Origin of the sequence: Spongisporangium articulatum (assembly GCF_044465595.1) — a bacterium.
In the GTDB taxonomy this organism is placed as follows: Bacteria; Actinomycetota; Actinomycetes; order Actinomycetales; family Kineosporiaceae; genus Spongisporangium; species Spongisporangium articulatum.
Genome location: NZ_JBITLV010000005.1, coordinates 171,460 through 197,764, shown reverse-complemented (window position 1 = coordinate 197,764; position 26,305 = coordinate 171,460). Strand labels below are relative to the sequence as shown.

Genomic DNA, 26,305 nt, shown 5'->3' with positions numbered 1-26,305 from the left:
GCCGCCCGACCGGGCCCGGCGTCCGATCTGTGAGTAGCCACCCGCAGCACGAAACCCCGAACCGACAAGGAGTCTCCCATGTCCACGCCCACCACTCCGGCGGCCGCGACACCCACGTCACCGCCCGGCGCCCGGACCGGCCCCGTGATCGCCGTCCTGGCCCTCGGGCTCTTCATGACGCTGCTCGACCTGACGATCGTCAACATCGCCATCCCGGACCTGGTCGACAGCCTCGGCTCGTCGCTCGACCAGGTGCTGTGGGTGCTGAACGCCTACAGCCTCCTGTACGCGGTCCTGCTGATCACGACCGGCCGGCTCGGCGACCTGATCGGGCCCAAGGCGATGTACCTGACCGGGATGGCGGTCTTCGTGGCCGCCTCGGCGGGGAGCGGATTCGCGCGCACCACAGCCGTTCTCATCGCCTGCCGGGCCCTGCAGGGGGTCGGCGCGGCGATGCTCGCCCCGCAGACGCTGGTGTTCATCACCGCGCTGCTGCCCCCGGACAAGCGGGCCGCCGGGTTCGCCGCGATCGGCGGGACGTCGGGGCTGGCCGTGCTGGCCGGGCCCACCCTGGGCGGGTTCATCGTCACCCACCTCGGCTGGGAGTGGATCTTCTTCGTCAACCTGCCGATCGGCCTGCTCACCATGGCGCTGTGCGTCCGGCTGGTGCCCGACGTCCGGCCCGGAATCCGGCACCGGCTCGACCTTCTCGGCGTTCTGTTGCTGACGGCCGGGTTGTTCGGGGTCGTGTTCGGGCTGATCGAGGGGGAGCGCTACGACTGGGCCACGATCACCGGTGCCCTCACGATCCCCGAGGTGATCGCGGCCGGCGTCGCGGTGCTCGTGCTGTTCGGCGTGCGGGAGGCGCGCCGCCAGGGTGGCGAGCCGCTGCTGCCCTTCGAGGTGTTCCGCAACCGCAACTTCACGCTGATGGCCGGCGTCCTGGCGATCATGGGGTTCGCCATGGTCGGTCTCTACCTGCCGCTGACCATCTACTTCCAGTCGGTGCTGGGCCTCTCGGCCGTCGCGGCCGGGCTGGCCATCGCCCCACAGCCGCTGGCCATGATGTTCTCGTCGATGCTCGGCGGGGCGTTGTCGGACCGGATCTTCGGGAAGTACCTGCTGGTGCCCGGCCTCGTGCTGTTCGGCGCCGGGTCGGCGTGGGTCGCCCTGGCGGCTCATGCCGACAGTGGACGGCTGGTGTTCGTGCCGGGGCTGGTGATCGCGGGGCTCGGCATGGGCTGGGTGTGGGTGCCGGTGTTCAGCCTCGCCACCCGCGACCTGCCGCCGCGGCTGGCCGGGGTGTCGTCGGGAGTGCTCGACACCGTGCAGGAGCTGGGTTCGGTGCTGGCCACGGCGGTGATCGGAGCGCTGCTGTCCAGCCGGTTGGCCAGTTCGCTGCATGACGAGGCGGTTTCCCGCTCGGCCGGGTTGCCCGACGGGGTGCGGTCGCGGTTCGTGGCGGGATTCGACCAGGCCGGGTCGTCGGGGTTGCAGGTCGGGGCCGGTTCGGGCTCCGGTGGCGGGACCGGCCGGTTGGCGCAGCTGGGGCACGACGTGTTCGCGCACGGGTTCGTGACCGCGATGCGGCCCACGATGCTGGTGCCGGTCGCGCTCATGGCGCTGGCCGCCTTCCTCGCGCTCGCCGTCCGGCGCCCGGCCGATGTGGCCGATGTGGCCGAGGTCGTCGAGGGGCGGACGGACGCCGAGCGGCCGATGGCCTAGTGGACGACCGCCGGCCCGTGCTCGCGGTTGAACTGCTCGACCCACACCGGGATCGGCATGCCCGCGCCACCGTCCGCCCGGGCCGCCGCCTTCGACAGCGCCATGGGCGCCTCGAGGGCGGCCGGCTCGGGCAGCGGTCGGCCGGGGCAGGTGGTGTCCTTGGCCGGCAGCCTGCCCTGCAGCAGGAAGGTGTTGGCGTAGCCGTCGGCGCAGTCGTCGCCGTAGGCGTAGATCGTGTGGTCCGGCTGATCCTTGACGACGACCAGCCGCGCGTTCGGCGTGTGGGCCCGGGCCAGCACGGCGTTGGCCAGCGGCGTCGCCGGGTCGTCGGTGTTGTTCAGCATCAGCAGCGGCGGGAGCTTCGCGCTGTTGATCTGTGAACCGGTAGTGGGCAGCGTGAAGAACGGGCAGGGGTAGGCGTTCCAGTTCGCGCCCGCCAGCGGGTACGCGGTACGGAAACGGTTCGTGTCGTCGACCACCCGGGCGTAGCTCGGCGACGGGGTGTCCTGGCACTCGGTGGCCCAGAAGACGTCGTCCCCGTTGCCGCCGTCGCTGCCGCTGCCGAACCAGTCGGCTACGACCTGCTTCTCGTCGTCCGTGGCGGTCGCGTAGCGCTCCAGGATGCTCAGCGGGGTGGCCACGCTGTCGTAGTAGCCGGTGTAGTAGAGCGCGCCGATGATGCCGCTGTCGTAGCCCGAGGCGGTGAGCGTGGAGCCGTCGGCCAGGGGCAAGGCGTGCTTGGCCAACTGAGCCCGGCGCTTCTCCAGCGTGGCGTGCACCGCCTTGGCGGTCGCCCCGAGACCGTAGACGCCGTCGTACTTCGCGATCCACGGCTCGAGGAACCGCTGATAGCTGTTCTGGAAGCCCAGGGGCTGCCGGATCGCGCTCGAGTACGAGGTCGAGGACGAGAAGTCGATGTTGCCGTCGAGGACGAACCGGTCGGTGCGGTCGGGGAAGACGCTGGCGTAGGAGGCGCCGATCCAGGTGCCGAAGCTGAACCCGACGTAGCTGATCTTCTTCTCGCCCAGGACGGCGCGGACCAGGTCGAAGTCGCGGACCGTCTGCGCCGTCGTGATGTACCGGGCCAGCGGGGTCTTCGAGCACTGGTTCGCGTAGTCGACGTCGAGGGTCCGGAACGCCTTCTGGTTCGCTGCCGACGTGTCCCGGCCGTCGAGGTCGTACAGGGCCCCGAGGGTCGAGCCGGCCCCGCAGTCCAGATTCGGCGTCGAGGCACCGACGCCCCGGGGGTCCAGGCCGATGACGTCGTAGGCGGCCGCGACGTCCGGCTCGTAGTACTCGATCGACAGGGGCAGGGCGATGCCCGAGCCGCCGGGACCGCCGGGGTTGGTGAAGAGGACGCCCCGGCGCTTCGCCGGGTCGGATGCGACGATCCGGGAGATGGCGACCGTGATCGTGGGGCCGTTCGGGCGGGCCCAGTCCTGCGGGGTCTTCACGGCGGCGCACAGCAGTTCGGGATAGCCGGCGTCGGGGTAGCACTCCGACCACGTCAGCTTCTGCTTCACCAGCGCCGGCGGGTACCCGCCGGTGGACGGGCTCGGTGCCGGGCCCGCCGCGGACGCCGGACCCGGGGCCACGGTCAGGAAACCACCGGCCAGCGCCGCGAGTGAGAGCGCGATCGCGCTCGCTCTGCCGAGGCTCATGAGTCGTCCCCTTCGTCCGGTCCGGCACTGCCGCAGCCGGCCCGAGTCGGCCGGTCGAGGGGACTGTGGCAGATCGTTGTGGGCAGCGGTGAAGGATTCGCCTAATTCCCGGCCGACCGGGCGCAGTCGATGCAGGTACGCGACTGCGGCCGGGCCTCCAGCCGTTCCGGGGCGATCGGCCGGCCGCAGCGTTCGCAGACGCCGTAGCGGCCGTCGGCGAGTTCGGCCAGGGCGGTGCGCAGCTCGTCGCCGGTCCGCCGGGTGCGCTCCAGGGCGGCCGTGAGCTGCTCGCGTTCGAACGCGATGGTCGAGCCCTCCGGGTCGTGCTCGTCGTCGGCGTTCGAGCCCTCGGCGGCCTCGACCATCCGCTCGTGCTCGCGTTCCAGGCGGGCCAGCTGCGCCTCGTTCTCAGCCAGCAGCCGCCTCAGCTGCTTCTCCACCCGCTCATACTCCCCGGAGCCGCCGCGTAGGGCCGTCGCAACCGTCCCCGGAGGTCGCCTCGGGGAGTATGAGCGCGTTCGGGTCGCCCGAATGGGCCGGCGCGCCCCGCTCGGGCCTGCGTCAGGCCCAGGCCACCGCACCGGCGACTATCGCCCAACCCCGATGGGCACGGTGTGACACCGCGCTCACCAGGCGGGCGCGGTGTCACACCGTGCCCATGTGACACGCTCGAAGTCATGGGGTCTGACTGGTACGGGGGAACGATCGTGGGCGGGGACGACGAGGGTGGCGGACGGGAACGGCCGACGTGGTCGGCGCCGGAGAACGAGGTGCCGGTCCCCGTCGACGTCTCAGCAGTGATCGGTCGGGCCGATGATCTGGCCATCTTCGTCGGCGGGTTCCGGGTCTACAGCAACGGCGTCGAGTTCACCGTGTCGTTGCGGCGGCGCCGGACTCCGACCCGGCGGCACGACGTGATGGACCTGTTCATGGGTCACTACGGCGAACTGACCGACCCGGAGGACCAGTTCCTGCTCGGGTTCGAGTTCGCCGACGGGACCCGGGTGACGTCCGGGGGCTTCGGGCGCCCGGAGCGCGGGCCGCAGCTGAACTCCCACGGTGGTGGCGGCGGGGGGCGCGGCTACGACAAGACGATGTGGCTGACTCCGCTCCCACCGCCCGGGGAGCTGCTGCTGGTGTGCACCTGGCTGCGCCTCGGCATCGAGGAGACCCGCACCGTGCTCGACGCGACGGCGTTCGTCACCGCGGCGGCCGGGGTCGAGGAGTTGTGGCCCTGGGAGCCGGAACCCGACGAGCAACCCGAGCCGCTCGCCGACGTGCCCGTCCTGCCGGGGTGGTTCGGTGAGACCTCAGGCTGACTCGCGGTCGACCGGGTCCAGCAGTTCGGCGGCCGTGAGCGGACGGGGCACCGCCTCGATCGGCGCCGGTGACGGGACCTCGCCGTCGGTCAGGTCGAGCTGTTCCATCCGGCGGGCGGTGACCAGCACCCGGCGCTCGAGCGTGCCGACCCACGAGTTGTAGTCCTCGACGGCCCGGTGCAGGGACCGGCCGACGCGGGTGGTGGCCTCCGAGAGCGTGCCGAGCCGCCCGTGCAGCTCGCGGCCCAACTCGAACAGCGCTCGTGCGTTGCCGGCGAGCGCCTCGGACTGCCAGGTCAGGGCCACCGTGCGCAGCAGGGCCAGCAACGTCGTCGGCGTCGCCAGCACGACGCGGCGGCCCATCGCGTGCTCCAGCAGGCTCGGGTCGGCCGAGCAGGCCGAGGCCAGGAACGCCTCGCCGGGCACGAAGCAGACCACCAGTTGCGGGCTGGGCTGGAACGCGGCCCAGTACTCCTTGGCCGCCAGCGCGTCGACGTGGGCCCGCAACGCCTTCGCGTGCAGCGCGGCCGCGCGCGAACTCTCGGTGCCGGGCTGTTCGCTGGCCTCGAGGAACGCGGCCAGCGGCGCCTTGGCGTCGACCACCAGGTGCTTCCCGCCCGGCAGGTGCACCACGAGGTCGGGGCGCACCCCCACGCCCTCGGGCGTCACCCCGCCGACCTGCGTGCTGAAGTCGACCCGGGCGAGCATGCCGGCGTGCTCGACGACGCGCCGCAGCTGCACCTCGCCCCAGGCCCCGCGGGCGGTCGGTGAGCGCAGGGCGCCGGCCAGCGCCGCCGTCTGCTGCCGCAGGGCCTCGCCCGACACCCGGACGGCGTTGAGCTGCTCGTCGAGGCGTGAGAACTGTTCCACTCGATCACGTTCCAGGGCGGCGACCTGGCGCTCGACCCGCTGCAGGGTCGACGACAGCGGCGACAGGGTGGCCACCAGCTCCGTCTCGGTGCCGGCCGCCGCCTCCAGGTCGGTGACCCGCTCGCGCAGCAGGTCCCGCTCCGCCGCCAGACCCGCCGCGCGGGCACGCGCCACCGCGCCGCCGACCACCCACGTCAACGCGGCGGCGACCACCGCCCCGAACAGCACCCCGAGCGCGAATCCCGTCATGCGGGACACGGTGCCAGTGACCACCGACAATCAGGGGTCGGCAAGCCCACGAGGCATGGGAGGCAGCAGATGTTCCTGCGACGCATCGACGAGTCGGAGGCCGAGGGCGACGCGGCGGCCTGGTACGCGAGCCAACGCCAGGCCTGGGGATACCTGCCGAACTACGCGCCCGCCTTCGCGACCCGCGGCGAGGTGGGTCTCGCCTGGACGAACCTCAACCTGACCGTGCGGGGCGGCATGGACCGCCGCCGGTTCGAGCTGGTCACCACCGCCGCGGCCCGGGCCCGCCGCAACACCTACTGCCTGGCCGCGCACGCCTCGTTCCTGCGGGACGTGGTCGGCGACGAGGCGGCGATGCGCGCCGTGGCGCTGGGCGACCTGGAGCGGCTGGACGACGTCGACCGGGCCCTGATCGCCTTCGCGGCCCGCATCGCGACCGACCCCGCCGCCACGCGGCAGGAGGACGTCGACGACCTGCGCGCCCTCGGCCTGAGCGACGCCGAGATCGCCGACGTGGTCTTCGCCGTCGCCGCACGGCTCTTCTTCGCGACCGTGCTCGACGCGACGGGTGCGCTCACCGACGCGCAACTCGGACAGACCTTCCCGGACGACGTCCGCGCGGGCCTGACGGCCGGCCGCCCCTTCGCCGAGAACTCCTGAGAGCGAAGGGAACTCAGGGTGGTGGGTCACCGTCGAGAGCCCGGTTCAGGAGGGCGGCCGCCGACCAGCGCATGAGGTGAGCGGCGTCGTCCCGACTCAGCCCGGCGACGTCCACCAGCCAGACGAAGGTCTCCACCCCGGTGGCCGAGCGGATCGCGACGGCCAGGCGGTCGACGTCCACCTGCCCCCGTAGGGGCGAGAGCGCGTCGGCGATCCAACCGATCGCCCGCCCGCCGCGCAGCGTCGGCGGCTCGGAGCCGGGTTCGAGCGACGCCCGTAAAGCCGCGCGCAGCTGGGGTTCCCAGGTGAGGGTCAGCTCGGTGAAGGCCTGCATCACGAGATCGAGACGCGCTCCGGTGTCGGACGGTGCGTCGTCGGGCAGGAGTGAGGTCTGCAGCGTCTGCGGGTGGGCCGCCAGTACGAGGCTCTGCCGGGTCGGGAAGTAGCGGTAGGCGGTCGTGCGCGACACCTTCGCCTCGGCCGCGGCCTCCTCGACGGTCGGCTCGTGACCGGACGTCAGGATCCGCCGGGCCGCCTCGAGCAGGGCCTCCCGGGTGCGGGCCTTCTGGTGGGTCCGCCCGGTCTGCTCGTAGGGGGTTGCCATCCGTTCATGGTACCTGCGTACTCTTATGGGACTGCAATCCCATGAAGGAGCCAATCATGAGCAGCGATCCCGTGGTGTGCTGCCCCGACCTGTACTCGGTGGTGTTCGAGAACGAGCGGGTCCGGGTGCTGGAGTACCGCGACGTCCCGGGTGACCGGACGGCCCCGCACCGGCACCCTGACTCCGTGATGGTGTCGCTGGCCGCGTTCTCGCGGCAGGTGAGCGCGGGCGGGCGCTCGGTGGACGTCGAGCTGGCCCCGGGGGAGGTGCGCTGGGTCGCGGCGCAGGAGCACGTGGGCGAGAACACGGGGACGACGCCGAGCTGGTCGGTCTTCGTCGAGCTCAAGGAGGGGGCGGGTGGGCTGAGCGACGCCCTGGGTCCAGACCCCCGATAACCTGGCGGGGTGGCACTCACCATCGGCATCGTCGGCCTGCCCAACGTCGGCAAGTCCACCCTGTTCAACGCCCTGACCAAGGCGGAGGTGCTCGCGGCGAACTACCCGTTCGCGACGATCGAGCCCAACGTCGGCGTGGTCCCGCTGCCCGACCCGCGGCTCGGCGAGCTGGCGAAGATCTTCGGCAGCGAGCGATTGGTGCCCGCCACGGTCTCGTTCGTCGACATCGCGGGCATCGTCAAGGGGGCGTCGGAGGGCGAGGGGCTGGGCAACAAGTTCCTCGCGAACATCCGCGAGGCCGACGCCATCTGCCAGGTCGTGCGGGCCTTCGTGGACGACGACGTGGTGCACGTCGCGGGGCGGGTCGACCCGGCCGACGACATCGAGATCGTCCACACCGAGCTGATTCTCGCCGACCTCCAGACGCTGGAGAAGGCGATCCCGCGGTTGGAGAAGGAGGTCAAGGGCAAGAAGGCCGACAAGGCCGTGCTCGACGCCGCCGTCGCCGCCAACACCCTGCTGGAGGCCGGGACGACGCTGGCCGCCGGGGCGGCCCAGGCCGGTGTCGACCTCGAGCTCCTGCGCGAGCTGTCGCTGATGACGGCCAAGCCGTTCATCTACGTGTTCAACGTCGACGAGGACGGCCTCACCGACGAGGCGCTGCAGGACAAGATGCGCTCCCTGGTGGCCCCCGCCGACTGCGTGTTCCTCAACGCCAAGCTGGAGTCGGAGCTGATCGAGCTGTCCGACGAGGAGGCCGCCGAGCTGCTGGAGTCGGTCGGGCAGACCCGCTCCGGGCTCGACCAACTGGCCGAGATCGGTTTCCACACCCTGGGTCTCCAGACGTACCTGACCGCCGGGCCCAAGGAGTCGCGGGCCTGGACGATCCGGCAGGGCTGGACGGCGCCCCAGGCCGCCGGGGTCATCCACACCGACTTCCAGCGAGGATTCATCAAGGCCGAGGTCATCGGTTTCGACGACCTGGTCGCGGCGGGGTCGATGGCCGAGGCCAAGGCCCACGGCAAGGTGCGCATCGAGGGCAAGGACTACGTGATGCGCGACGGCGACGTCGTGGAGTTCCGCTTCAACGTGTAGGTGCACCCGTTTCGGTTGCCATGGGCGGCGGATCGGTCGTTGTGGCAACGAAAACGGGGACGGATGTCGCGGGCGCTGACCTACGATCGCAGGCGTGCCCAGCATCCGGCTCACGACCGACGTCCCGGCGTCGCCGAAGGCCTGTTTCGCGCTCAGCCTGTCGGTCGACGCGCACACCGCCTCGATGCGCGATTCGGGGGAGCGGGCGGTCGCCGGCGTCACGTCCGGGGTGATGGAACTCGGGGACACCGTGACCTGGCGCGCCCGGCACTTCGGTGTCCCGTTCACGATGACCTCGCGGATCAGCGCCTACGACGCCCCTTTCCGGTTCGTCGACGAGCAGGTCTCGGGACCGTTCGGCCACTGGTACCACGAGCACCTCTTCGAGACGTCCGTGCAAGGCACCCGGATGGTGGACGTCGTCGACTTCTCGTCGCCCCTGGGGATGGTGGGCCGCTTGGTCGACCGGCTCTTCCTGACCCGCTACATGACGGGCCTGCTGGAGCAGCGGAACCGGTGGCTGGTGGAGGAACTCGCCCGAACCGAGGGGCGCTGACGTGGACGAGGAGACCGCGAGGAGTCGTGCCGACGCCGAGGTGGCGACCTGGCACCCGCACCGCACGGACCCGGACGACGAGGTGGTGGTCTGGAAGTTGGAGGAGCACTCCCGGGCGTGGGTCGCCTACTTCGCGACTCGCCGGTGGCTGCGGTCCCGGGACCGGCGCGACCAGCTGGTGGGCAGCTGCCCGCTCGTGATCGACAAGGTCACCGCCCACGTACACCGTTACGGTTCAGCGCCGGCTCAGTACGCCTTGTACGAGGCGTGGCTGGACGCGACGGACGATTGAGAAGTCCGGTGTCTCAGTCGGTCCAGGGGCCGACGCCACCGACCCGCTCGATGCGGTACCGGATGATGAACCCCGGGCCCTTCGGCGCCGGGAACGTGGCGTCGGGCGACATGTAGACCTTGGTCAGGCGGTCGAGCAGATCCCAGGCGGCGGTCTCCTCCGGCTCGACCGTGGCCTGGGCATAGACGACCGCGTACGGGTTCAGGACCTGGCTGGCGTCGCGCGGTGCCTCGAACGTCAGCACCACCCGGGGGTCACGTTCGACGTTGCGGACCTTGGCGTAGCGGGCCAGGTGGCCGGAGACGATGTCGTCGCCGTCGAGGCCGATCCAGATGACGCTCGCCTGCGGCGACCCGTCGGCGTTGAGCGTGGTGAGGTGGGCGAGCGGGCCGGCCTCGATGAGGCTGCGTAGTTCTTCGTTCACCTGATCAACCCTAGGAGCGCGGGACGACGTGACGCACGTAGATGCTGGCTTCGACGTCCGTGCCGCTCTCGTCGGCAGCCGTTCCGTGCGTCAGGTCAGGAGCCCCGCGGCGACGCCGATCTCGCGGTAGGCCGCCGCCAGGTCGTCGAGCGACGAGTGCGCGTTGAGGCCGCTCGGGTTGGGCGCCACCCACAGCTGCGCGCCGGCCAGGGTCTCCGGCTGCCGCCCGACCTGCGCCGACCGTCGTCCGAACGCCACCCGGTAGGCCGTCACCCCGAGCACCGCGACCACCCGTGGCCGCACCGCCGTCACGAGCGATTCGAGCCGCGCCGACCCGGCCCGCAGCTCGTCGTCCGACAGCTCGTCCGCCCGGGCCGTGGCCCGCGGCACCAGATTGCTGATCCCCAGGCCACTCTCGAGCAGTAGGGCCCGGTCCTGCGGGGCGTACCCGCCGGAGGCGTCGATGAGCCGGTCGACCAGCCCGGCCCGGAAGAGCGCGGGGTAGAACCGGTTTCCGCGCCGGGCGAAGTGGGCCTGGGTGGCCGCCGTCCACAGGCCAGGGTTGATGCCGACGAACAGCAGCCGCGTCGACGGGCCCACGAGGTCGGGAACCTCCGCGTCCCGGAACGACTCCAGCTCGGCCCGCGTGAACCGCGCCATCTACTCCACCAGCTGCATGATCTGGATGAGGTTGCCGCACGTGTCGTCCAGCACCGCGGTGACCACCGGTCCCATCTCGGTGGGTTCCTGCGTGAAGACCACGCCGAGCGCGCTGAGCCGTTCGTGCTCGGCGCGCACGTCGTCCACCGTGAACGAGGTGAACGGGATGCCGTCGTCGACCAGCGCCGCCTTGAACGGCCCCACGGCCGGGTGGGCATCGGGCTCGAGGACCAGCTCGACGCCGCCCGGATCCTGCGGCGAGACCACAGTGATCCAGCTGTGCTCACCGAGCGCCACGTTGGTCTTCTCCACGAAACCCAGTACGTCCGTGTAGAACTGCAGCGCCCTGGCCTGGTCGTCGACGAGCACGCTCGACAGGGTGATCCTCATGTCGGCCCCTTCCCGGGCGTCAGCCACCGCTCGACGATCGGTTCGAGCGGTGACGTGTCGATGTGGTGCAGCTTGTAGCGACCCTCGCGCCGGACCGAGAGCAGGCCCGCCGCCTCCAGCACGTCGAGGTGCTGCGAGATGGCCTGCCGCGACGACCCCAGCCCGTGCCGGGAGGCCAGCCGCGCGCAGATCTCGAACAGCGTCTGACCGTCCCGCTCCGTCAGCTCGTCGAGGATCGTGCGGCGGGTGGGGTCGGCCAGAGCCTTGAAGACGTCACCCACCGCGGCGACATTAGGCAAGTGACTGCTTGCATGTCAAGACCGGATGGTCGCCGTCCACCGGGCGGAACCGGTGCGCACGTCGACCTCCAGGTCACCGGCCGCCCGGTCCCAGGTGACCCGGCCGTCGTCACCGACCGGGTACAGGGAGAACGTGAGCCGCCGCGCGTCCGGGGGCAGGGGCCAGTCCCCGCGCGACCCGTGCGTGCTCGCCCCGCCCGCCGGGGAGGCGATCGCCCCGCCGTCCGTCGGCTCCCACGGCAACGTCACGTCCGCCGCGTAGGCGACCCCCACGAGATACGGGAAGATCGGGTCGCGCGGGTCCAGTGGCGGGAGGCCGGGGACCAGCTCGTACTCCAGCGAGAAGCCCGGGTAGGACCCGCGGTCGACGAACGGCAGGATGCGCTCGTACTCCCCGTCCGTCCCATCCCAGTCGGGCGGGATCGGCAGCTCGTAGGGCCCGCCCAGTCCGCGCGCGACGAAGCGGTGGCCCGGCAGGAGTTCGCCGCAATCGATGTCGAACGAGGCGATCAGGGCGCGGCCCTGCAGTGCGGGCCCCCGGGCCGGCAGTCGCTTCATGCGCCCATGATCGAGGCCTGCGCCGTAGGCGGGCGAGGCATTTTCGGGTCTTCGAGCCGCCGCATCCGTGATTGGCTGAGCCCGTGAGGATCGTCATCGCGGGCGGGCACGGGAAGATCGCGCTGCTGCTGGAACGGCTGCTGGCCGACGCCGGGCACACGCCCGTGGGGATCGTGCGCAACCCCGAGCACGCAGCAGACGTCGAAGCCGCGGGGGCCGCGGTCGTCGTCCTGGACCTGGAGTCCACCGACCCCGAGACCCTGGCCACGCAGCTGGAGGGGGCCGACGCGGTGGTCTTCGCCGCCGGAGGCGGCCCGGGCAGCGGGGCGGCGCGCAAGGTGACCGTCGACCGGGACGCCGCGGTCCTGCTCGCCGACGCCGCCGAACGCGCGGGGGTGCGCCGGTACGTGATGGTCAGCGCGATGCGCGCCGACGACTTCGTCGAGGGTTCCGACGACGTCTTCCAGATCTACCTGAAGGCGAAGGCCGAGGCCGACGCGAACGTCCGCGCGCGCCGCGGGCTGGACTGGACGATCGTGCGGCCCGGTGGTCTGACCGACCACGACCCCACCGGCCTCGTGCAGATCGGGGAGTCGGTGCAGCGCGGGAAGATCCCGCGGGCCGACGTGGCCGCCGTGCTGGCCGACGTCCTGACCCGGAACCGGTTCGTGGGCAAGCAGTTCGAGCTGATCGAGGGCAGCACCTCGATCGCCGACCTCGAACTCACCTGATCTCTCAGGGGCACAGGCTCACCGGGGCCCGGGATGTCCGGTCGAGCGGTCGAAGGCCCAGTACCGGGTGCCGCGCAGGGTGAGCCGCCCCCGGTCGCCGACGGTGAGCCGCCGCCACACCGACTCGGCGACCAGGGTCTCCACCTCGTCGCCGGAGTCGAACCGGAAGGTCAGGTAGTACAGCGTGCCGAGCGGGCGGGGGTCGCTCCCCTCCTGATGCTTGGCCACCAGCGTGGCCGGCGAGGTGACGGGGGACGACCGGTTGTTGCGGTGCCACTGGACCAGCCCCTCGACGAGGACGCCGAACGAGCCGACCACGAGGATCAGGGAGCCGGCCACGACGGCGATCACCAGGCCGACCAGGGCCACCTCTCGCATGATCCGGACTCAGGTGCCGGCTCAGCGGCTGCGGTCGAGCCGGTCCCGGATCGAGCGGTGCCCGATGTGCCAGCCCTTCGACTCGGGGCAGGCGTAGTAGCTCATGGCGCCCGGTTCCAGGCCCTCACGCACCTCGACGTCGCGCGCCGCGGCCAGGGCCGCGCCCTGCGTCCGGTACACGGACTTGCCGTGCGCCGGACAACTGAGCAGACCCTGGTTGGGGGCCGGCCGCCAGCGTTTCGCCATGCCCACGATTGTGCTGTATGAAGCGCGGACCGGTTCGGGGCGATGTCGCTACCTTGGCCCCATGAGTGAACCCGGGGGTCAGGTGCCGCAGCAGCCGCCCTACGGGCAGCCCCAGCCCTACGGGCAGCCCCAGCCCTACGGGCAGCCCCAGCCCTACGGCCAGCCCCAGCCCTACGGCCAGCCCCAGCAAGGGCCGCAGCCGCAGTACGGGCCGCAGTACGGCGCGCCCGTGCCGGTCGTCGGCAATCCCGGCCGCACCGCGGTCGTGGTCGGGCTCGTGCTGCTCCTGATCTCGGTCGTGGCCGGCGTCACGGCCGGCGTCGTGGGCGTCCGGTCGTTCGTGGGGCCGCTCAAAGAGGCGTTGACCACTCCGGTGCTGACCACCCCGGTGGACCGGACGCTGACCCTGCGGGCGGGTGAATACACCGTCTACCAGGAGAGAGTCGGTGGCGACTTCTCCGATTCGACGTCCGGCGACCCGTTCGACGACCCCTCGTTCGACGACCCCTCGTTCGACGACACGGGCTTCGAGAACGTCGCGACCGGACCGGTGCTCGACGTGACGGTCGCGGGGGCGGGCGGCCGCGTCCTGAAGATCCGCGAGCCCGGATCGGGCACCGAGACGCTCGACCGCAACGGCACGCGCTTCGTGGGGGTGGCCCGGTTCACGGTGACGGCACCCGGTGCCTACTCGGTGTCCGCACAGTCCGTCGGGGAACCGGCGCGTTTCGTCGTCGCGCCTTCGTTGACCGGTCTGATGAAGGACTCGGCGGGGTCCATAGCCGCCGCGGTGGGCCTCGGGTTCCTGAGCTTCGTGCTCTTCTGGGCAGGGCTGATCACGCTGATCGTGGGGTTGGTCAAGCGCAGCAAGGCGAAGCAGGCGCGGACCGCCCTGCTCTCGGCGCCCGGCGGTCTGGCGCCGCCGAGCGGCCCGGTGGTCGGCTAGCGCCCTCAGCCCGTGGCGCCGCCCACGAGCGTACCGACGAAGTAGGTCACACCCATGGCCAGCAGGCCGACGGCCACATTGCGGACGACGGCGGGCCGCCGGTGCGCCGACCCGAGCCAGGCACTGGTCGCGCCGGTGATCGCCAGGGCCACGGCGACGGCGCCCACGCACAGCCAGGCCCGCACCGACGGCGGCGGCAGCAGGATGACGATCAGCGGCAGCAGCGCCCCGACGGTGAACGACACCAGCGAGGCCCACGCCGCCTGCCAGGGGCTGGTCAGCGCGTCGGGGTCGATGCCGAGCTCGACCTCGGCGTGCGCCGACAGCGCGTCCTTGTCGGTCAGCTGACGGGCCACCTCACGCGCCAGCTCGGGGGTGAGACCGCGCTCCTCGTAGAGCTCGGCCAGCTCCTCGAGCTCCTGCTCCGGGAGGTGCTTCAGCTCCCAGCGTTCCTTCTCCAGCAGGGCCTGCTCGGTGTCGCGCTGGGTGCTCACCGACACGTACTCGCCCCCGGCCATCGAGAGGGCGCCCGCCACGAGGCCGGCCGCTCCGGCCGTGAAGATGGTCGTCCGGTCGCTCGTCGCACCCGCCACGCCCATCACGAGGCCGGCGGTCGAGACGATGCCGTCGTTGGCGCCCAGCACCCCGGCGCGCAGCCAGTTCAGCCGGCCGCCGACGTCCCCGTGGTGCTGCTCGCCGCGGTGCTCGGCGTTCTCCCCGGCCTCGGGGGATCCGGTCGATGTGTCGCTCACGGGGCCCATGGTGTCAGGGCACGCAGACGCACAGCTCATTGCCCTCCGGATCGGCGAGAACCCACCACCGCGGGGCGAACTCGTCGGTCACGAGCCGTCCTCCGGCCGCCACGACGGCGGCCACCCGCCCGGGGGCCTCGTCGGCCGTCACGTGGACGTCGAGGTGGAACCGGCCGCGCTCCGTGCGCGGTGGGTCCATGGTCTGGAACCACAGGACCGGGCCCTGGCCGCTCGGATGGTGCAGTTCGACGTCCCCGTCGGTGAGCTCGGCCACCACGTACCCGAGCCCGACGCGCCAGAACTCCTGCACCGCAGCCTGCTCGACGACGTCCAGTGCGATCTCGACCCGCCCGGGCGGGGGGACGACGGTCGCCCCCGCCGCGCCCGCGGCGTCCACGATGCGGCGGGCCAGGTCCAGGTCGAGGGTCGTGACGCCGCCCGCCGAGTGGGTCGCGAGCGTGAACGTGACCGTGCGCCAGCGGATGTCGATGTCGGGATGGTGGTTCAGCCTCTCCGCCGTCGCCCCGACGGCGGCCACGAGCTCGAGGGCGGCCGGGAAGGACGGCGCCTCGACCTGGAGCCGGATCTCGTCCACCCCGCCCCGGTGGACGCCGGGGAGCCCGGTCAGCGCGGCCGTCACCTGTTCGCCGTTGAGCCGTTCGGGTGTCTGATCAGGCATGCGTCCACCGTGGCCCGGCGATGCGCCGCGGGCAAACGCGGGCGCGTGTGGCACGCTCGTGATCCGTGACCGAGCCCCAGCTCGTGGTCGGCGCCGCGATCGTCGACGACCTGACCTCCCCGAACACCCTGCTGGCCGCCCGCCGGACCGAACCGCCGCGGCTGGCCGGCGGCTGGGAGTTGCCCGGCGGCAAGGTCGAACCCGGCGAGGCCCCCGTGGACGCCCTGCACCGGGAGATCGCCGAGGAGCTGGGCGTGAAGATCGAGCTCGGCGAGGAACTGGTCGGGCCCGTGGACGCCATGTGGCCGATGGCCTCCGGCTACCGGATGCGGGTCTGGCTGGCCCGGGTGACCGACGGCGTCCCGGCGCCGATCGAGGACCACGACGACGTCCGCGTGCTCGGCCCGGGGGAGTGGCTGGACGTCTCCTGGCTGCCCGCGGACATCCCGATCGTCCGGGCACTGCTCAACCGCCACTAGACTGTAGGCGTTCCCACCCCTTCTTCCGGAAGATCAGCCATGCCTACCCGCACCCGCGACGACCTGCGCAACGTCGCGATCGTCGCCCACGTCGACCACGGCAAGACCACCCTCGTGGACGCCATGCTCTGGCAGACCGGCTCCTTCGGCGAGCACCAGCACGTCGACGAGCGCGCCATGGACAGCAACGACCTGGAGCGTGAGAAGGGCATCACCATCCTGGCCAAGAACACGGCCGTGCGGTGGCAGGGGGCGGGGGCGCCCGAGGGCGGGGTGACCTTCAACATCATCGACACCCCCGGCCACGCCGACTTCGGCGGTGAGGTGGAGCGCGGGCTGTCCATGGTCGACGGCATCGCCCTGCTGGTCGACGCCTCCGAGGGCCCGCTGCCGCAGACCCGGTTCGTGCTGCGCAAGGCGCTGCAGGCGCACCTGCCCGTCATCCTGGTGGTGAACAAGGTCGACCGGCCCGACGCCCGGATCGCCGAGGTCGTCGACGAGGCCTACGAGCTGTTCATGGACCTGGTCGACGGCACCGGGGTCGACCCGGACACCGTCCTCGACTTCCCGATCGTCTACGCCTCGGCGAAGGCGGGCCGGGCCTCCCTGACCCGTCCGGCCGACGGCGAGCTGCCTGACAGCGAGAACCTCGAGCCGCTATTCCAGACGATCATGGACGCCGTCCCGGCGCCGTCCTACGACGACAAGATGCCGCTGCAGGCGCACGTCACGAACCTCGACGCCTCGCCGTTCCTGGGCCGGCTCGCGCTGTGCCGCGTGCACTCCGGCACGATCACCAAGGGCCAGCAGGTCGCCTGGTGTCGCAGCGACGGGTCGATCCAGCGGGTGAAGATCACCGAGCTGCTGGTCACCAAGGCCCTCGAGCGGCTGCCCGCCGAGGAGGCCGGGCCGGGCGACATCATCGCCGTGGCCGGCATCCCGGACATCACCATCGGCGAGACCCTGGCCGACCCGGAGGACCCGCACCCGCTGCCGCTGATCACGGTCGACGAGCCGGCCATCTCCATGACGATCGGCGCGAACTCCTCGCCCCTGGCCGGCAAGACGGTCAAGGGCACCAAGGTCACCGCGCGCCTGATCAAGGACCGGCTCGACCGGGAGCTGATCGGTAACGTCTCGATCCGGGTGCTGCCCACCGAGCGTCCGGACACGTGGGAGGTCCAGGGCCGTGGCGAGCTGGCGCTGGCCATCCTCGTCGAGACCATGCGCCGCGAGCAGTTCGAGCTGACCGTCGGCAAGCCGCAGGTGGTCACCCGGCAGGTGGACGGCAAGCTGCACGAGCCGTTCGAGCGCCTCACCATCGACGCGCCCGAGGAGTACCTCGGCGCGGTCACCCAGCTGCTCGCCGTCCGCAAGGGCCGGATGGAGCAGATGGTGAACCACGGCACCGGCTGGGTGCGGATGGAGTTCCTGGTTCCGTCGCGCGGCCTGATCGGGTTCCGCACCGAGTTCCTCACCGACACCCGCGGTACCGGCATCGCGCACGCCACGTTCGAGGGCTACGAGCCGTGGGCCGGCGAGATCAAGACCCGCCCGTCGGGTTCGCTGGTCGCCGACCGGGCCGGCGCCGTGACGGCCTTCGCGATCACCAACCTGCAGGAGCGCGGCACGCTGTTCGTCGAGCCGACGCAGACCGTGTACGAGGGCATGATCGTCGGCGAGAACTCCCGCTCGGACGACATGGACGTGAACATCACCAAGGAGAAGAAGCTCACCAACATGCGCTCGTCCACCTCGGACGAGTTCGAGCGGCTCATCCCGCCGCGCAAGCTCTCGCTGGAGCAGTCGCTCGAGTTCTGCCGGGACGACGAGTGCGTGGAGGTCACGCCGGTCGCCGTCCGGATCCGGAAGGTCGAGCTCGCTCAGGTCGACCGGGCCAAGGCGGCCGCGCGGGCCAAGCGGGGCTGATCTCCCGCACCCGCCAAGCACCCACCTCGATGCGCCCCGCGGTTCCCGCGGGGCGCATTGCATCTCCGTAACACCACGGGAACCGGCTTGCGCCGAGAGGTGGCGCACCGCTTTGCTGTTTCCCGCTCGGGGCGACTGCGGTCGACGACGGAGTCGATGGGGACAGCCGGTTCAGCCACTCGGGTACCGGCAGTCTCGATCCCCAAGTCGATCCCCAGGAGGATGCAGCGTGAGGAGCCCCCGCACCGGCCTGAGTGTGCTCGTCGCGGCGGTGCTCGCGCTCAGCGCCTGCACCAGCAGCGAGTCCGGGGGTGAACCCGCCGCCAGCACCGCCCCGGTCACCGTCACGTACGCGCACGAGCAGGAGTTCCAGTCCTACAACAACAACACGTCGGAGCAGTCCTCCGTGGGCAACGCCGTCGTGCTGAACCAGGTGCTGCGCGGCTTCTACTACTACAGCCCGCAGGGTGAGGTCGCACCGGACGACGAGTTCGGCACCTTCACCAAGGTGTCGGACAACCCGCTGACCGTGAAGTACACGGTCGACCCGAAGGCCGTGTGGTCCGACGGGGCGCCGATCGAGTGCTCCGACTTCGTCCTGACCTGGGCCGCGCAGAGCGGGAAGTGGCCGGCGTTCCAGGCCAACGGCAACGCCGGGTACGACCTGGCCCGCATGCCGCAGTGCAACCCGGGGGACAAGTCGTTCACGGTCGTCTTCAACACCCCGTTCGCCGACTGGAACTCCCTGTTCGGCGACGGGGAGGTGCTGCCCGCGCACGTCGTGGAACGCGAGTCCGGCGTCCCCGACCTGATCGCGGCCCTGAAGGCCGACGACGAGGCGAAGATCAAGAAGGTGGCCTCGTTCTGGTTCTCCGGCTGGGTCTTCAAGCCCGGCCAGTACGACGCCGCGGTCTCGCCGTCGGCCGGCCCCTACGAGGTCTCGGCCTGGGAGGCCGGGCAGTCGATCACGTTGACCGCCAACCCGAAGTGGTGGGGCACGCCGCCCCAGGCCAAGAACATCGTGATCCGGTTCATCCAGCAGGACCAGCAGGCGCAGGCGTTGCAGAACGGCGAGATCCAGGTGATGGACCCGCAGCCGAACCCCGAACTGCTCGGCCAGCTCGACAAACTCGGCGCCTCGGCGACCGTCACGACGAACGACCGGCTCGACTGGGAACACCTGGACGTGAACTACACCCGGATGTTCAAGGACGCGGCGGTGCGCGAGGCGTTCGCGAAGTGCATTCCCCGGCAGACGATCGTCGACAACCTGATCAAGCCGTTGAACCCGCAGGCCCAGGTCCTGGAGTCCCGGCAGCTGCTGCCCTTCCAGAAGGGCTACGCCACGCTCGCGGCCACCGGTGGGCAGGCTTACGACACGGTCGATATCCCGGGGGCGAAGAAGCTGCTCGCCGACGCGGGCCGCACCGGCCTCAAGGTGACCATCGGCTACCAGACGCCCAACCCGCGCCGGGCCTCCGAGGTCGACCTGATCCGGGACTCCTGCGCCAAGGCCGGTTTCACCATCAAGGACGGCGGCGCGCCCGACTTCTTCGACCACATGACCAAGGGCGACTTCGACGTGGCGCTCTTCGCCTGGTCGGGCACGGCGCTGGTCAGCCAGAACCAGTCGATCTACGCCGCGGACGGCGGGACGAACTTCACCGGCTACGACAACGCCGAGGTCACGGCCTGGCTGAAGCAGCTCAACGGCACGCTGGACGAGAGGCAGCAGCTGGCCCTGCAGCAGAAGATCGAGACCCAGCTCTGGAAGGACCTGGCGACCATCCCGCTGTTCGCCTTCCCCGGCGTCCTCGCCGTGGCCAAGAACGTGCAGGGCGTGCAGTTCAACGCCAGTAACAACGGCCTGACCTGGAACGCCGACCGGTGGAGCCTGGCGGGCTGAGCCCACGCGCGGTGGGACGGTAGACGGGTGTACATGCTGGCGTTCGTCGCGCGCCGGTTCGTCGTATCCGTCTTCACCCTGCTCGCCTCGACCCTGCTCGTCTACTTCCTGGTGGCCCGCGCGGGCAACCCGTTGACCCCGCTCTACACCGACCGGTCCGCCCAGCGCGACGCGAAGATCGCCGAACGCATCCAGGTGATGCACCTCGACCAGCCGCTGCTGGAGCGCTGGGCCGGATGGCTGTGGCGGGCGAGCGGGTGTGTGCTGCCCGGCCGGGCGTGCGACCTGGGCCGCACCGCCGACGGGCAGGACGTGCTGGCCCTCCTGCGTCTGGCGCTGGGCTCGACCGTCCGGCTGGTGCTCGTCGCGGCCGTGCTCGCCGCGGTCCTGGGGGTCGCCGCCGGCGTGGTGTCGGCGTTGCGCCAGTACTCGGGGGTCGACCACGCGGTCACCTTCGCCGCGTTCCTGTTCTTCTCGTTGCCGGTGTTCTGGGTGGCGGTGCTGCTGAAGCAGTTCCTGGCCGTGGAGTTCAACGACTGGCTGGTCGAACCGCACATCGGGCTGCCGACCAGCCTCGTCCTGAGCGCGGTCTCGGCGCTCACCTGGAGCGCCCTGCTGGTGGGGCGCCGGGACGACGCCCGGCGCCGACGATGGGTCGTGCGCGGCGTCGCGTTCGGGTCGAGTCTGGCCGTGCTGCAGTACCTCTCGGCGGTGGAGTGGTTCCGTCGGCCCGGCCTCGGCGCCGGGGTGGTCCTGCTGCTGGCCCTGGCCTCCGCGGCCGGGGCGGCGGTGCTGTTCGACGGCTTGCGGCGCGGTCGCCTGCTGTACGCCTGCCTGGCCACGGCGGCGGTCGGGGGACTGGTGCAGTTCGGCCTGGGCCCGGTGCTGCGCGACCCGAGTTGGTTCACGCTCTTCCTGTTGCTGGTCGCAGCCTGGGCCGTGGGGGCCGCGATCGGGTGGGTGGCCGGTGCTGCGGATCGGGCCCGGGCGGTGCGGGCCTGCGTCCTGACCGCCTCGATGACCGCGCTGTGGGTCTTCACCGACCACGTGTTCGCGGCCGTACCCGCCTACTCCCGCCTGGTGAACGGCCGGCTCGTGGCCACGATCGGTTCCGGCACACCCAATTTCGCGGGCGACTTCTGGGAGACGTTCCTGGACGACGCCACGCACCTGCTGCTGCCGACGGTCGCGCTCATGCTGGTCTCGTTCGCCGGGTACAGCCGGTTCGCCCGCGCCGGGCTGCTCGACGTCCTGGACCAGGACTACGTGCGCACGGCCCGGGCGATCGGACTGAGCGAGCGGGCGGTCGTCGTCCGGCACGCGCTGCGCAGCGCGCTGATCCCGGTCACGACCGTGCTGGCGCTCGACCTGGGGACCCTGATCGGTGGGGCGGTCATCACCGAGACCGTCTTCGGGTGGCGGGGGATGGGGGCGTTCTTCGTCGAGGGGCTGGCGCTGCCCGACCCGAACCAGGTGATGGCCTTCTACCTGGTCACGGCGGTCGCCGTGGTGGCCTTCACCACGGTGGCCGACATCGCGTACGCCTACCTCGACCCGAGGGTGCGGCTGTGAGCGCGCTCGGGCCGGCCGGCGCCGTCCAGCCGGTGGCGTTGCGGGGGTCGGCATACCTGGTGCGGCGCAGGTTCTTCCGGCACCGCGCCGCCCTCGCCGGGCTGGTCGTGCTGGCCGGGGTGGTGCTGCTGGCCTTCAGTTCGATCGGCTTCGGACCGGTGCCCGGCTGGTGGGGGCTCGACTACTCCTCGACGGGGCTGGTGGTCGACCGCGGACGGATGTCCCTGGACGTGCTGCCCCCGTTCCTGGACGGTGACTGGTTCGCGTTCGGCCCGCACCCGTTCGGCCAGTCCAACACGGGCGCGGACTATTTCGCCCTGACCATGCGCGGCACCCAGCAGAGTCTGGTGATCGCCTTCACCGTCGGCGCCCTGTCCACCGCGCTGGGGGTGCTGGTCGGGGTCGTGGCCGGCTACTTCCGCGGCTGGGTGGAGACGGTCCTGATGCGCCTGACCGACGTCGTCCTGACCGTCCCCCTGTTCGTCATCGGTGCCGTGCTCGCCCGCAGCGTGGCCGGTCGGGGCGTCTTCGCCCTCGCCCTGGCCCTCGGCCTGCTGCAGTGGTACCAGCTGGCCCGGATGCTGCGGGCCGAGATCCTCTCCCTGCGGGAGCAGGAGTTCGTGCTGGCGGCCGTCGGGCTGGGCGCCTCGCCCGCCCGGATCATGACCCGTGAGCTGCTCCCGAACACGGTGGGTACCGTGGTGGTCAACGCGACCCTGATCACGGCGACGGCCATCCTCCTCGAAACCACGCTCAGCTTCCTGGGTCTCGGGGTCAGACCACCGGACACCTCGCTGGGCCAGCTGGTCAGCGTGTACCAGGACGCCTCGCAGACCCGGCCCTGGCTGTTCTGGTGGCCGGGCCTGTTCATCGTGGCGATCACGCTGTCCGTCAACTTCGTGGGCGACGGCCTGCGCGACGCGTTCGACCCGAGATCCGGCCGCGCGGGCGCGGCCCGGAAGGAGATCAGGTGAGTGGGTTGCTGGTGGTGCATGCGCACCCGGACGACGAGACCATCACCCAGGGTGCGACTCTCGCGCTGCACGCCGCGGCCGGCGCCGGCGTGACGGTGGTGACGTGCACGCGCGGTGAGCAGGGCGAGGTGATCCCGCCCGAGCTGGCCCACCTGTTCGGCTCGCCCGAGCTCGGCGCCTGGCGGGTGGGGGAGCTGCACGCAGCTCTGGCCGCCCTGGGGGTGCGCGACCACCGGTTCCTCGACGGTGACCGCCCGCCCCTGTACGTCGACTCCGGGATGGCCTACGCCGCGGACGGTTCCGTCGTCCCGGTGCCCTCGCCGCCCGACGGCGCCTTCGCACTGGCCGACCTCGAGGCGGCCGCCCTGCGGCTGGCCGCCGTGCTGCGCGACGCCGAGCCCGACGCCGTCGTCACGTACGACCCGGTCGGCGGGTACGGCCACCCCGACCACGTGCGCGCGCATCACGTGACCATGCGGGCGGTCGAGCTCGTACCGGTGCCCCGCGTGTACTGGATCGTCGACGAGGCCCGCGCCACGACGAGCGTCGACGGGACGGCGTTCGTGGCCGCCAAGGTCGCCGCGCTGCGGGCCCACGCCACCCAGGTCACCGTGGCCGACGACGAGCAGACCTTCGCGCTGAGCAACGCCGTCCCACACCCCCTGAGCGCCGTCGAGCACTACCGCCTGGTCCGGGGCACCCCCGTCCCCGGCCCCCTGCTGTGACCCGTGCCAGTCGTTTACGAGGCGGTTTCGGCTGGCTATGGCATTCGAGATTGCCTCGTCGATGCGCGCGCCGGTGCTTCAGGTGAGGGTCATGACGAGGGAAGACAAGTCGCATGTCGGTCCGCAGGGGGTGCCCCAACCGTTCCACCCGTGCGCCCGGAGGATCTGGCAGACCTGGAGAGCGCTCAGGCACGGTGTACCGACCACCTCGGGCCACCCGAGCCTGAGCGTCGTCTCGCGAGCGATGGTGGCCAGGTTGTCCCGCCGTCGGTCCCGTGCGCGGAACTCACCCGGATGAGCATCGCGGCCGTCCAGCTCGACCAGCGTGTTCCAGGGGCGATAGCGCACGTCCCGGTAGACCGAGCGACCGAGCGCGTCCTTCTCGGGCTCGTTGCGCTCGCCGACCGGGAGGCCGTGTCGACGTTCCACGTCGATGAGATAACGCCTTTCGAGCTCGGATACGACGCCTGCCTCGGCGTCGGCGAGCAGGCCGGCCATCACGACCCGCCACCTGATGCGCAGCCGTCGCTCGAGGGCGGCCCGCAACCGTGCGGGTGTCGTCAGCCGACGTTGGAGCGCGGCGAAGACCGTGGTGATCACGGCCTGAACGTCGTGACAGGCGTCGCACGCGTCCAGCACCGCCTCTTCGAACCGGGTGATCGGCAGGCCGCCGCGGGTGTGTACGAGCGGCTCCAGGCCGCGGCGCCGATGGACAGTCATCCAGGCTGGGGTTCGTAGCTGACGATCGTTGGGTATCGAGACGTGAACCGTCGGTGGAGGTTCCGCGTGCATTCCGGCCAACCAGAGGGCCGTCCCATGGCTGGCGGCGGCGCCGTTTCCGGAATACAGCACGGCCGCCCAGGTCCGGGTGATCGGTGGGATCGGCCCCGTGAACGTCACGTAGACGCCCCGCAGAAGAGCGCGCCATCGCTCGGTGACCACGTCGTTGCGGGCCTGAGTACCGGACATTCCGAGCCCGATGAGCTGGCGGCGTGTGACGACGCCGGCCTGCGCCTCGGCCAGCGCGGCGATTCGCGCCTGCAATTCGTCACTGCGCACGGGGAAATCCTTGCGCCATCCAGGGCGTCCCTCTGATGTGCCTGTGGATAACCCGCCTTCGTTCGTCGACGAGGCGATCTCAGCTGGAAATGGCACCTGAGATCGCCTCGTCGACGATCGAAAGGAAGCCCCGACGACTCAGAGTCACGACGTGCAACTCCTCGTCAGAGGCACGTCCAAGTGGGTGCCGCCGACGGGGTGGACGGAGCGTGACGGGGAAACACAGCTCAGCCGCGAGAGGTGTGCTGGTCGGGTGCAGCCAGACTTCCGCGTGGACGCCATGCTCAACGACGTCGCCCTGCCCACCGGCGCCGGTGGCCCGCTGAGGGTCCGCACCGTGGCGGAGGCCCGCGAGGTCCGCCGCCAGGCCCGGCTGCGCCGCATCGCGTTGTTCGGCCTGCTGGTCAACGCCTACCTCTGGTACCGGGTCGCCCAAGGGCTGCCGCTGCCGCGACCCCAGCTGCCGTACGTCGACCCGCTGTACCTGATGACCGGCATCTTCTTCGGCGTGATGCTGGTCGTGCTGCTCGGCACCAGCTGGTTCGCCGGCCGCTCGCCGCACCTGACGTTCCGCCCCGAGCAGCTCGACGTGACGCTCGACGACGTGAAGGGCCTCGGCCCGGTCACCGACGAGGTCCGCCGCACGATCGACCTGTTCCTGGCCGGTCGCACGTTCCGGCACGAGATGGGCGGCCGCCCCCGCCGCGGCCTGTTGTTCGAGGGCCCGCCCGGCACCGGCAAGACGTACATGGCCAAGGCGATGGCGGCGGAGGCGGGCGTCCCGTTCCTGTTCGTCAGCGCCACGTCGTTCCAGTCGATGTACTACGGCGCGACCGCGCGCAAGATCCGTTCGTACTTCAACGCCCTGCGCAAGGCGGCTCGTGCGGAGGGTGGTGCGATCGCCTTCATCGAGGAGATCGACGCGATCGCCACCACCCGCGGCGGGATGGGCGGTCCGGCGTTCGCCAGCACTCCGACGACCCTCGCCTGCGGCGGGCTCGAAGGGCTCAGTGCCGGGACGACGAGCGCGGCGTCCCGGCCGGTCGTCCAGAACGCGGTGAGCACCGAGGGCGTCGGTGGCGTGGTGAACGAGCTGCTCGTGCAGATGCAGTCGTTCGACACCCCCACCCTGGGCGAACGCCTGCGCGGCTGGGCGGTCGAGACCGTCAACACGGTGCTGCCCGCGAACCGGCGGATCCCGAAACCGCGCCCGGTGAGCCCCGACGTCCTGGTGATCGCCGCGACCAACCGCGCCGAAGCGCTCGACCCGGCCCTGCTGCGCCCCGGCCGGTTCGACCGGCGCCTCGGCTTCGAGCTGCCCGACAAGGCGGCCCGGCGCGAGCTGATCGACTTCTTCCTCGAGCGCAAGGCGCACGAGCGGGTGCTGGACGACGTCGAGCACCGCGACGCCCTCGCGGGCGTCACGCAGGGGTACTCGCCCGTGATGATCGAGCACCTGCTGGACGAGGCGCTGGTGAACGCCGTCCGGCGGCAGGCGCGGGGGATGTCGTGGGCCGACGTCGAGCAGGCGCGGCTCGTGGTCGAGGTCGGCCTGGGGCATCCCGTGGGCTACACGGCGCACGAGGAGCGGTTGATCGCCACCCACGAGGCCGGTCACGCGGTCACCGCCTGGCTGGTCGCCCCGCAGCGCCGGCTGGAGATCCTGACCATCGTGAAGCGGGCCGGGTCGCTCGGCCTGTTGGCGCACGGCGACCGGGAGGACGTCTACACCCGCTCGCGGTCCGAGCTGGAGGGCATGATCCAGATCGCCTTCGGCGGCCAGGTGGCCGAGGAGCTGTTCTTCGGCGACGTGTCGACCGGACCGGCCTCCGACCTGGCCTACGCGACCGGGGTGGCCGCGCAGATGGTCGGCTCGGCCGGGATGGACGACTCGCTCGTGTCGTTCGCGGCGGGGTCGGCCGGTGCGCTGGGCGGCGACATCGTGTCCCGGGTGCTCGGCGACCAGGACGCGCGGGCCCAGGTCGAGGCGTTGCTGGGCCGGCAGAAGGCCCAGGTGCGCACGCTGCTGGCGACCAACCGGCACCTCGTCGAAGCCCTGCGCGACGCGCTGCTGGAGCGGCACGAGCTGATCGGCCGCGAGATCGAGCGGGTCCTGCTCGACGCGGGCGGCCGCCCTGACGCGGCGGCGGACTCGGCCTCCGCTTAGTCTGG

30 protein-coding genes are annotated in these 26,305 nt (G+C 71.5%); 16 read left to right on the top strand and 14 right to left on the bottom strand.

Features of this window, described 5'->3' with window-relative positions:
* The first annotated feature begins 78 nt into the window (after nucleotides 1-78).
* Nucleotides 79-1,725, top strand: coding sequence for an MFS transporter (locus ACIB24_RS15960; protein ID WP_398282404.1), 1,647 nt, complete (start codon nucleotides 79-81; stop codon nucleotides 1,723-1,725).
* Here the strand turns inward: ACIB24_RS15960 and ACIB24_RS15955 are convergent.
* Both ACIB24_RS15955 and ACIB24_RS15950 read right to left on the bottom strand, forming a co-directional pair.
* Entirely contained in the window at nucleotides 1,722-3,386 is a 1,665-nt protein-coding gene (locus ACIB24_RS15955; protein WP_398282402.1) for an alpha/beta fold hydrolase, read from the bottom strand. The genes ACIB24_RS15960 and ACIB24_RS15955 overlap by 4 nt on opposite strands.
* Before the next feature lie 101 nt (nucleotides 3,387-3,487).
* On the bottom strand, nucleotides 3,488-3,826 hold the full coding sequence (locus ACIB24_RS15950) for a TraR/DksA family transcriptional regulator (RefSeq protein ID WP_398282400.1): 339 nt from the start codon (nucleotides 3,824-3,826) through the stop codon (nucleotides 3,488-3,490).
* 237 nt (nucleotides 3,827-4,063) lie between these two features.
* Here ACIB24_RS15950 and ACIB24_RS15945 point away from each other — a divergent pair, with 237 nt between their 5' ends.
* Nucleotides 4,064-4,705, top strand: a complete 642-nt coding sequence (locus ACIB24_RS15945; protein ID WP_398282398.1) for a hypothetical protein — start codon at nucleotides 4,064-4,066, stop codon at nucleotides 4,703-4,705.
* On the opposite strand, the gene ACIB24_RS15940 is transcribed toward ACIB24_RS15945, so the two are convergent.
* Nucleotides 4,697-5,824, bottom strand: a complete 1,128-nt coding sequence (locus ACIB24_RS15940) for a DNA recombination protein RmuC (RefSeq protein WP_398282396.1) — start codon at nucleotides 5,822-5,824, stop codon at nucleotides 4,697-4,699. The two genes, ACIB24_RS15945 and ACIB24_RS15940, sit on opposite strands and share 9 nt — an antisense overlap.
* A gap of 69 nt (nucleotides 5,825-5,893) precedes the next feature.
* Here ACIB24_RS15940 and ACIB24_RS15935 point away from each other — a divergent pair, with 69 nt between their 5' ends.
* Nucleotides 5,894-6,484 (top strand): carboxymuconolactone decarboxylase family protein, encoded by a 591-nt coding sequence (locus ACIB24_RS15935; RefSeq protein WP_398282394.1) that lies wholly within the window; start codon nucleotides 5,894-5,896, stop codon nucleotides 6,482-6,484.
* A gap of 13 nt (nucleotides 6,485-6,497) precedes the next feature.
* Here ACIB24_RS15935 and ACIB24_RS15930 read toward each other — a convergent pair whose 3' ends face one another.
* Entirely contained in the window at nucleotides 6,498-7,088 is a 591-nt protein-coding gene (locus ACIB24_RS15930; RefSeq protein ID WP_398282392.1) for a TetR/AcrR family transcriptional regulator, read from the bottom strand.
* A 56-nt stretch (nucleotides 7,089-7,144) separates the two neighbouring features.
* Here ACIB24_RS15930 and ACIB24_RS15925 point away from each other — a divergent pair, with 56 nt between their 5' ends.
* The 4 genes from ACIB24_RS15925 (at nucleotide 7,145) to ACIB24_RS15910 (ending at nucleotide 9,426) form a co-directional block, all read left to right on the top strand.
* Nucleotides 7,145-7,483: a cytoplasmic protein gene (locus ACIB24_RS15925; RefSeq protein WP_398282390.1), complete on the top strand. Its 339-nt coding sequence runs from the start codon at nucleotides 7,145-7,147 to the stop codon at nucleotides 7,481-7,483.
* 9 nt (nucleotides 7,484-7,492) lie between these two features.
* Nucleotides 7,493-8,578 carry a redox-regulated ATPase YchF gene (gene ychF, locus ACIB24_RS15920; protein WP_398282388.1) on the top strand — a complete coding sequence of 362 codons (1,086 nt, stop codon included), beginning with the start codon at nucleotides 7,493-7,495 and terminating at the stop codon, nucleotides 8,576-8,578.
* 94 nt (nucleotides 8,579-8,672) lie between these two features.
* Nucleotides 8,673-9,134 (top strand): cyclase, encoded by a 462-nt coding sequence (locus ACIB24_RS15915; RefSeq protein WP_398282386.1) that lies wholly within the window; start codon nucleotides 8,673-8,675, stop codon nucleotides 9,132-9,134.
* Nucleotide 9,135: 1 nt separating this feature from the next.
* Nucleotides 9,136-9,426 carry a YrhB domain-containing protein gene (locus ACIB24_RS15910; RefSeq protein WP_398282384.1) on the top strand — a complete coding sequence of 97 codons (291 nt, stop codon included), beginning with the start codon at nucleotides 9,136-9,138 and terminating at the stop codon, nucleotides 9,424-9,426.
* A 13-nt stretch (nucleotides 9,427-9,439) separates the two neighbouring features.
* On the opposite strand, the gene ACIB24_RS15905 is transcribed toward ACIB24_RS15910, so the two are convergent.
* The 5 genes from ACIB24_RS15905 to ACIB24_RS15885 form a co-directional block, all read right to left on the bottom strand.
* Nucleotides 9,440-9,850 carry a PPOX class F420-dependent oxidoreductase gene (locus tag ACIB24_RS15905; protein WP_398282382.1) on the bottom strand — a complete coding sequence of 137 codons (411 nt, stop codon included), beginning with the start codon at nucleotides 9,848-9,850 and terminating at the stop codon, nucleotides 9,440-9,442.
* A 90-nt stretch (nucleotides 9,851-9,940) separates the two neighbouring features.
* Nucleotides 9,941-10,510, bottom strand: coding sequence for a mismatch-specific DNA-glycosylase (locus tag ACIB24_RS15900; RefSeq protein ID WP_398282380.1), 570 nt, complete (start codon nucleotides 10,508-10,510; stop codon nucleotides 9,941-9,943).
* Nucleotides 10,511-10,900 (bottom strand): VOC family protein, encoded by a 390-nt coding sequence (locus ACIB24_RS15895; protein WP_398282378.1) that lies wholly within the window; start codon nucleotides 10,898-10,900, stop codon nucleotides 10,511-10,513.
* On the bottom strand, nucleotides 10,897-11,181 hold the full coding sequence (locus ACIB24_RS15890) for an ArsR/SmtB family transcription factor (RefSeq protein ID WP_398282376.1): 285 nt from the start codon (nucleotides 11,179-11,181) through the stop codon (nucleotides 10,897-10,899). The genes ACIB24_RS15895 and ACIB24_RS15890 overlap by 4 nt, the downstream gene beginning before the upstream one ends.
* Before the next feature lie 33 nt (nucleotides 11,182-11,214).
* The gene (locus ACIB24_RS15885) at nucleotides 11,215-11,757 is read right to left on the bottom strand and encodes a hypothetical protein (RefSeq protein ID WP_398282374.1); all 543 of its coding nucleotides are present in this window, start codon (nucleotides 11,755-11,757) and stop codon (nucleotides 11,215-11,217) included.
* Between the two features lie 83 nt (nucleotides 11,758-11,840).
* Here ACIB24_RS15885 and ACIB24_RS15880 point away from each other — a divergent pair, with 83 nt between their 5' ends.
* Nucleotides 11,841-12,488: an NAD(P)-binding oxidoreductase gene (locus ACIB24_RS15880; RefSeq protein WP_398282372.1), complete on the top strand. Its 648-nt coding sequence runs from the start codon at nucleotides 11,841-11,843 to the stop codon at nucleotides 12,486-12,488.
* 18 nt (nucleotides 12,489-12,506) lie between these two features.
* Here the strand turns inward: ACIB24_RS15880 and ACIB24_RS15875 are convergent, their stop codons facing one another.
* Both ACIB24_RS15875 and ACIB24_RS15870 read right to left on the bottom strand, forming a co-directional pair.
* Entirely contained in the window at nucleotides 12,507-12,866 is a 360-nt protein-coding gene (locus ACIB24_RS15875; RefSeq protein WP_398282370.1) for a DUF2500 domain-containing protein, read from the bottom strand.
* Between the two features lie 21 nt (nucleotides 12,867-12,887).
* The gene (locus tag ACIB24_RS15870) at nucleotides 12,888-13,112 is read right to left on the bottom strand and encodes a hypothetical protein (RefSeq protein WP_398282368.1); all 225 of its coding nucleotides are present in this window, start codon (nucleotides 13,110-13,112) and stop codon (nucleotides 12,888-12,890) included.
* Between the two features lie 61 nt (nucleotides 13,113-13,173).
* Between ACIB24_RS15870 and ACIB24_RS15865 the strand changes: the two genes are divergently transcribed.
* Nucleotides 13,174-14,058, top strand: a complete 885-nt coding sequence (locus tag ACIB24_RS15865; RefSeq protein ID WP_398282366.1) for a hypothetical protein — start codon at nucleotides 13,174-13,176, stop codon at nucleotides 14,056-14,058.
* Between the two features lie 5 nt (nucleotides 14,059-14,063).
* On the opposite strand, the gene ACIB24_RS15860 is transcribed toward ACIB24_RS15865, so the two are convergent.
* Both ACIB24_RS15860 and ACIB24_RS15855 read right to left on the bottom strand, forming a co-directional pair.
* Nucleotides 14,064-14,819, bottom strand: a complete 756-nt coding sequence (locus ACIB24_RS15860; RefSeq protein ID WP_398282364.1) for a VIT family protein — start codon at nucleotides 14,817-14,819, stop codon at nucleotides 14,064-14,066.
* A gap of 4 nt (nucleotides 14,820-14,823) precedes the next feature.
* Nucleotides 14,824-15,489, bottom strand: coding sequence for a 4a-hydroxytetrahydrobiopterin dehydratase (locus ACIB24_RS15855; protein ID WP_398282362.1), 666 nt, complete (start codon nucleotides 15,487-15,489; stop codon nucleotides 14,824-14,826).
* Nucleotides 15,490-15,554: 65 nt separating this feature from the next.
* Here ACIB24_RS15855 and ACIB24_RS15850 point away from each other — a divergent pair, with 65 nt between their 5' ends.
* From ACIB24_RS15850 to ACIB24_RS15825, 6 genes are all read left to right on the top strand, one after another.
* Nucleotides 15,555-15,968: a (deoxy)nucleoside triphosphate pyrophosphohydrolase gene (locus tag ACIB24_RS15850; RefSeq protein ID WP_398282360.1), complete on the top strand. Its 414-nt coding sequence runs from the start codon at nucleotides 15,555-15,557 to the stop codon at nucleotides 15,966-15,968.
* 39 nt (nucleotides 15,969-16,007) lie between these two features.
* Nucleotides 16,008-17,897: a translational GTPase TypA gene (gene typA, locus ACIB24_RS15845; RefSeq protein ID WP_398282358.1), complete on the top strand. Its 1,890-nt coding sequence runs from the start codon at nucleotides 16,008-16,010 to the stop codon at nucleotides 17,895-17,897.
* A gap of 229 nt (nucleotides 17,898-18,126) precedes the next feature.
* Complete coding sequence (locus tag ACIB24_RS15840; protein WP_398282357.1) at nucleotides 18,127-19,803, top strand: ABC transporter family substrate-binding protein; 1,677 nt, start codon at nucleotides 18,127-18,129, stop codon at nucleotides 19,801-19,803.
* Nucleotides 19,804-19,836: 33 nt separating this feature from the next.
* Nucleotides 19,837-21,375 (top strand): ABC transporter permease, encoded by a 1,539-nt coding sequence (locus ACIB24_RS15835; RefSeq protein ID WP_398282872.1) that lies wholly within the window; start codon nucleotides 19,837-19,839, stop codon nucleotides 21,373-21,375.
* Complete coding sequence (locus ACIB24_RS15830) at nucleotides 21,372-22,349, top strand: ABC transporter permease (protein ID WP_398282355.1); 978 nt, start codon at nucleotides 21,372-21,374, stop codon at nucleotides 22,347-22,349. The genes ACIB24_RS15835 and ACIB24_RS15830 overlap by 4 nt, the downstream gene beginning before the upstream one ends.
* Nucleotides 22,346-23,074 (top strand): PIG-L family deacetylase, encoded by a 729-nt coding sequence (locus tag ACIB24_RS15825; RefSeq protein ID WP_398282353.1) that lies wholly within the window; start codon nucleotides 22,346-22,348, stop codon nucleotides 23,072-23,074. The genes ACIB24_RS15830 and ACIB24_RS15825 overlap by 4 nt, the downstream gene beginning before the upstream one ends.
* A gap of 78 nt (nucleotides 23,075-23,152) precedes the next feature.
* On the opposite strand, the gene ACIB24_RS15820 is transcribed toward ACIB24_RS15825, so the two are convergent.
* Nucleotides 23,153-24,133 (bottom strand): hypothetical protein, encoded by a 981-nt coding sequence (locus tag ACIB24_RS15820; RefSeq protein WP_398282351.1) that lies wholly within the window; start codon nucleotides 24,131-24,133, stop codon nucleotides 23,153-23,155.
* Nucleotides 24,134-24,386: 253 nt separating this feature from the next.
* Between ACIB24_RS15820 and ACIB24_RS15815 the strand changes: the two genes are divergently transcribed.
* A complete protein-coding gene (locus ACIB24_RS15815; RefSeq protein WP_398282349.1) occupies nucleotides 24,387-26,300 on the top strand; it encodes an AAA family ATPase in 1,914 nt (637 codons plus the stop codon).
* The last annotated feature ends 5 nt before the right edge of the window (nucleotides 26,301-26,305 follow it).

What these genes read in the sequence shown, in the direction of transcription:
- ACIB24_RS15955 (WP_398282402.1), bottom strand. Translation starts at nt 3,386, where the DNA reads ATGAGCCTCGGCAGAGCGAGCGCGATCGCGCTCTCACTCGCGGCGCTG.
- ACIB24_RS15935 (WP_398282394.1), top strand. Translation starts at nt 5,894, where the DNA reads ATGTTCCTGCGACGCATCGACGAGTCGGAGGCCGAGGGCGACGCGGCG.
- ACIB24_RS15900 (WP_398282380.1), bottom strand. Translation starts at nt 10,510, where the DNA reads ATGGCGCGGTTCACGCGGGCCGAGCTGGAGTCGTTCCGGGACGCGGAG.
- ACIB24_RS15855 (WP_398282362.1), bottom strand. Translation starts at nt 15,489, where the DNA reads ATGCCTGATCAGACACCCGAACGGCTCAACGGCGAACAGGTGACGGCC.
- ACIB24_RS15885 (WP_398282374.1), bottom strand. Translation starts at nt 11,757, where the DNA reads ATGAAGCGACTGCCGGCCCGGGGGCCCGCACTGCAGGGCCGCGCCCTG.
- ACIB24_RS15835 (WP_398282872.1), top strand. Translation starts at nt 19,837, where the DNA reads ATGCTGGCGTTCGTCGCGCGCCGGTTCGTCGTATCCGTCTTCACCCTG.
- ACIB24_RS15860 (WP_398282364.1), bottom strand. Translation starts at nt 14,819, where the DNA reads ATGGGCCCCGTGAGCGACACATCGACCGGATCCCCCGAGGCCGGGGAG.
- ACIB24_RS15925 (WP_398282390.1), top strand. Translation starts at nt 7,145, where the DNA reads ATGAGCAGCGATCCCGTGGTGTGCTGCCCCGACCTGTACTCGGTGGTG.
- ACIB24_RS15960 (WP_398282404.1), top strand. Translation starts at nt 79, where the DNA reads ATGTCCACGCCCACCACTCCGGCGGCCGCGACACCCACGTCACCGCCC.
- ACIB24_RS15865 (WP_398282366.1), top strand. Translation starts at nt 13,174, where the DNA reads ATGAGTGAACCCGGGGGTCAGGTGCCGCAGCAGCCGCCCTACGGGCAG.
- ACIB24_RS15945 (WP_398282398.1), top strand. Translation starts at nt 4,064, where the DNA reads ATGGGGTCTGACTGGTACGGGGGAACGATCGTGGGCGGGGACGACGAG.
- ACIB24_RS15930 (WP_398282392.1), bottom strand. Translation starts at nt 7,088, where the DNA reads ATGGCAACCCCCTACGAGCAGACCGGGCGGACCCACCAGAAGGCCCGC.
- typA (WP_398282358.1), top strand. Translation starts at nt 16,008, where the DNA reads ATGCCTACCCGCACCCGCGACGACCTGCGCAACGTCGCGATCGTCGCC.
- ACIB24_RS15870 (WP_398282368.1), bottom strand. Translation starts at nt 13,112, where the DNA reads ATGGCGAAACGCTGGCGGCCGGCCCCCAACCAGGGTCTGCTCAGTTGT.
- ACIB24_RS15940 (WP_398282396.1), bottom strand. Translation starts at nt 5,824, where the DNA reads ATGACGGGATTCGCGCTCGGGGTGCTGTTCGGGGCGGTGGTCGCCGCC.
- ACIB24_RS15875 (WP_398282370.1), bottom strand. Translation starts at nt 12,866, where the DNA reads ATGCGAGAGGTGGCCCTGGTCGGCCTGGTGATCGCCGTCGTGGCCGGC.
- ACIB24_RS15895 (WP_398282378.1), bottom strand. Translation starts at nt 10,900, where the DNA reads ATGAGGATCACCCTGTCGAGCGTGCTCGTCGACGACCAGGCCAGGGCG.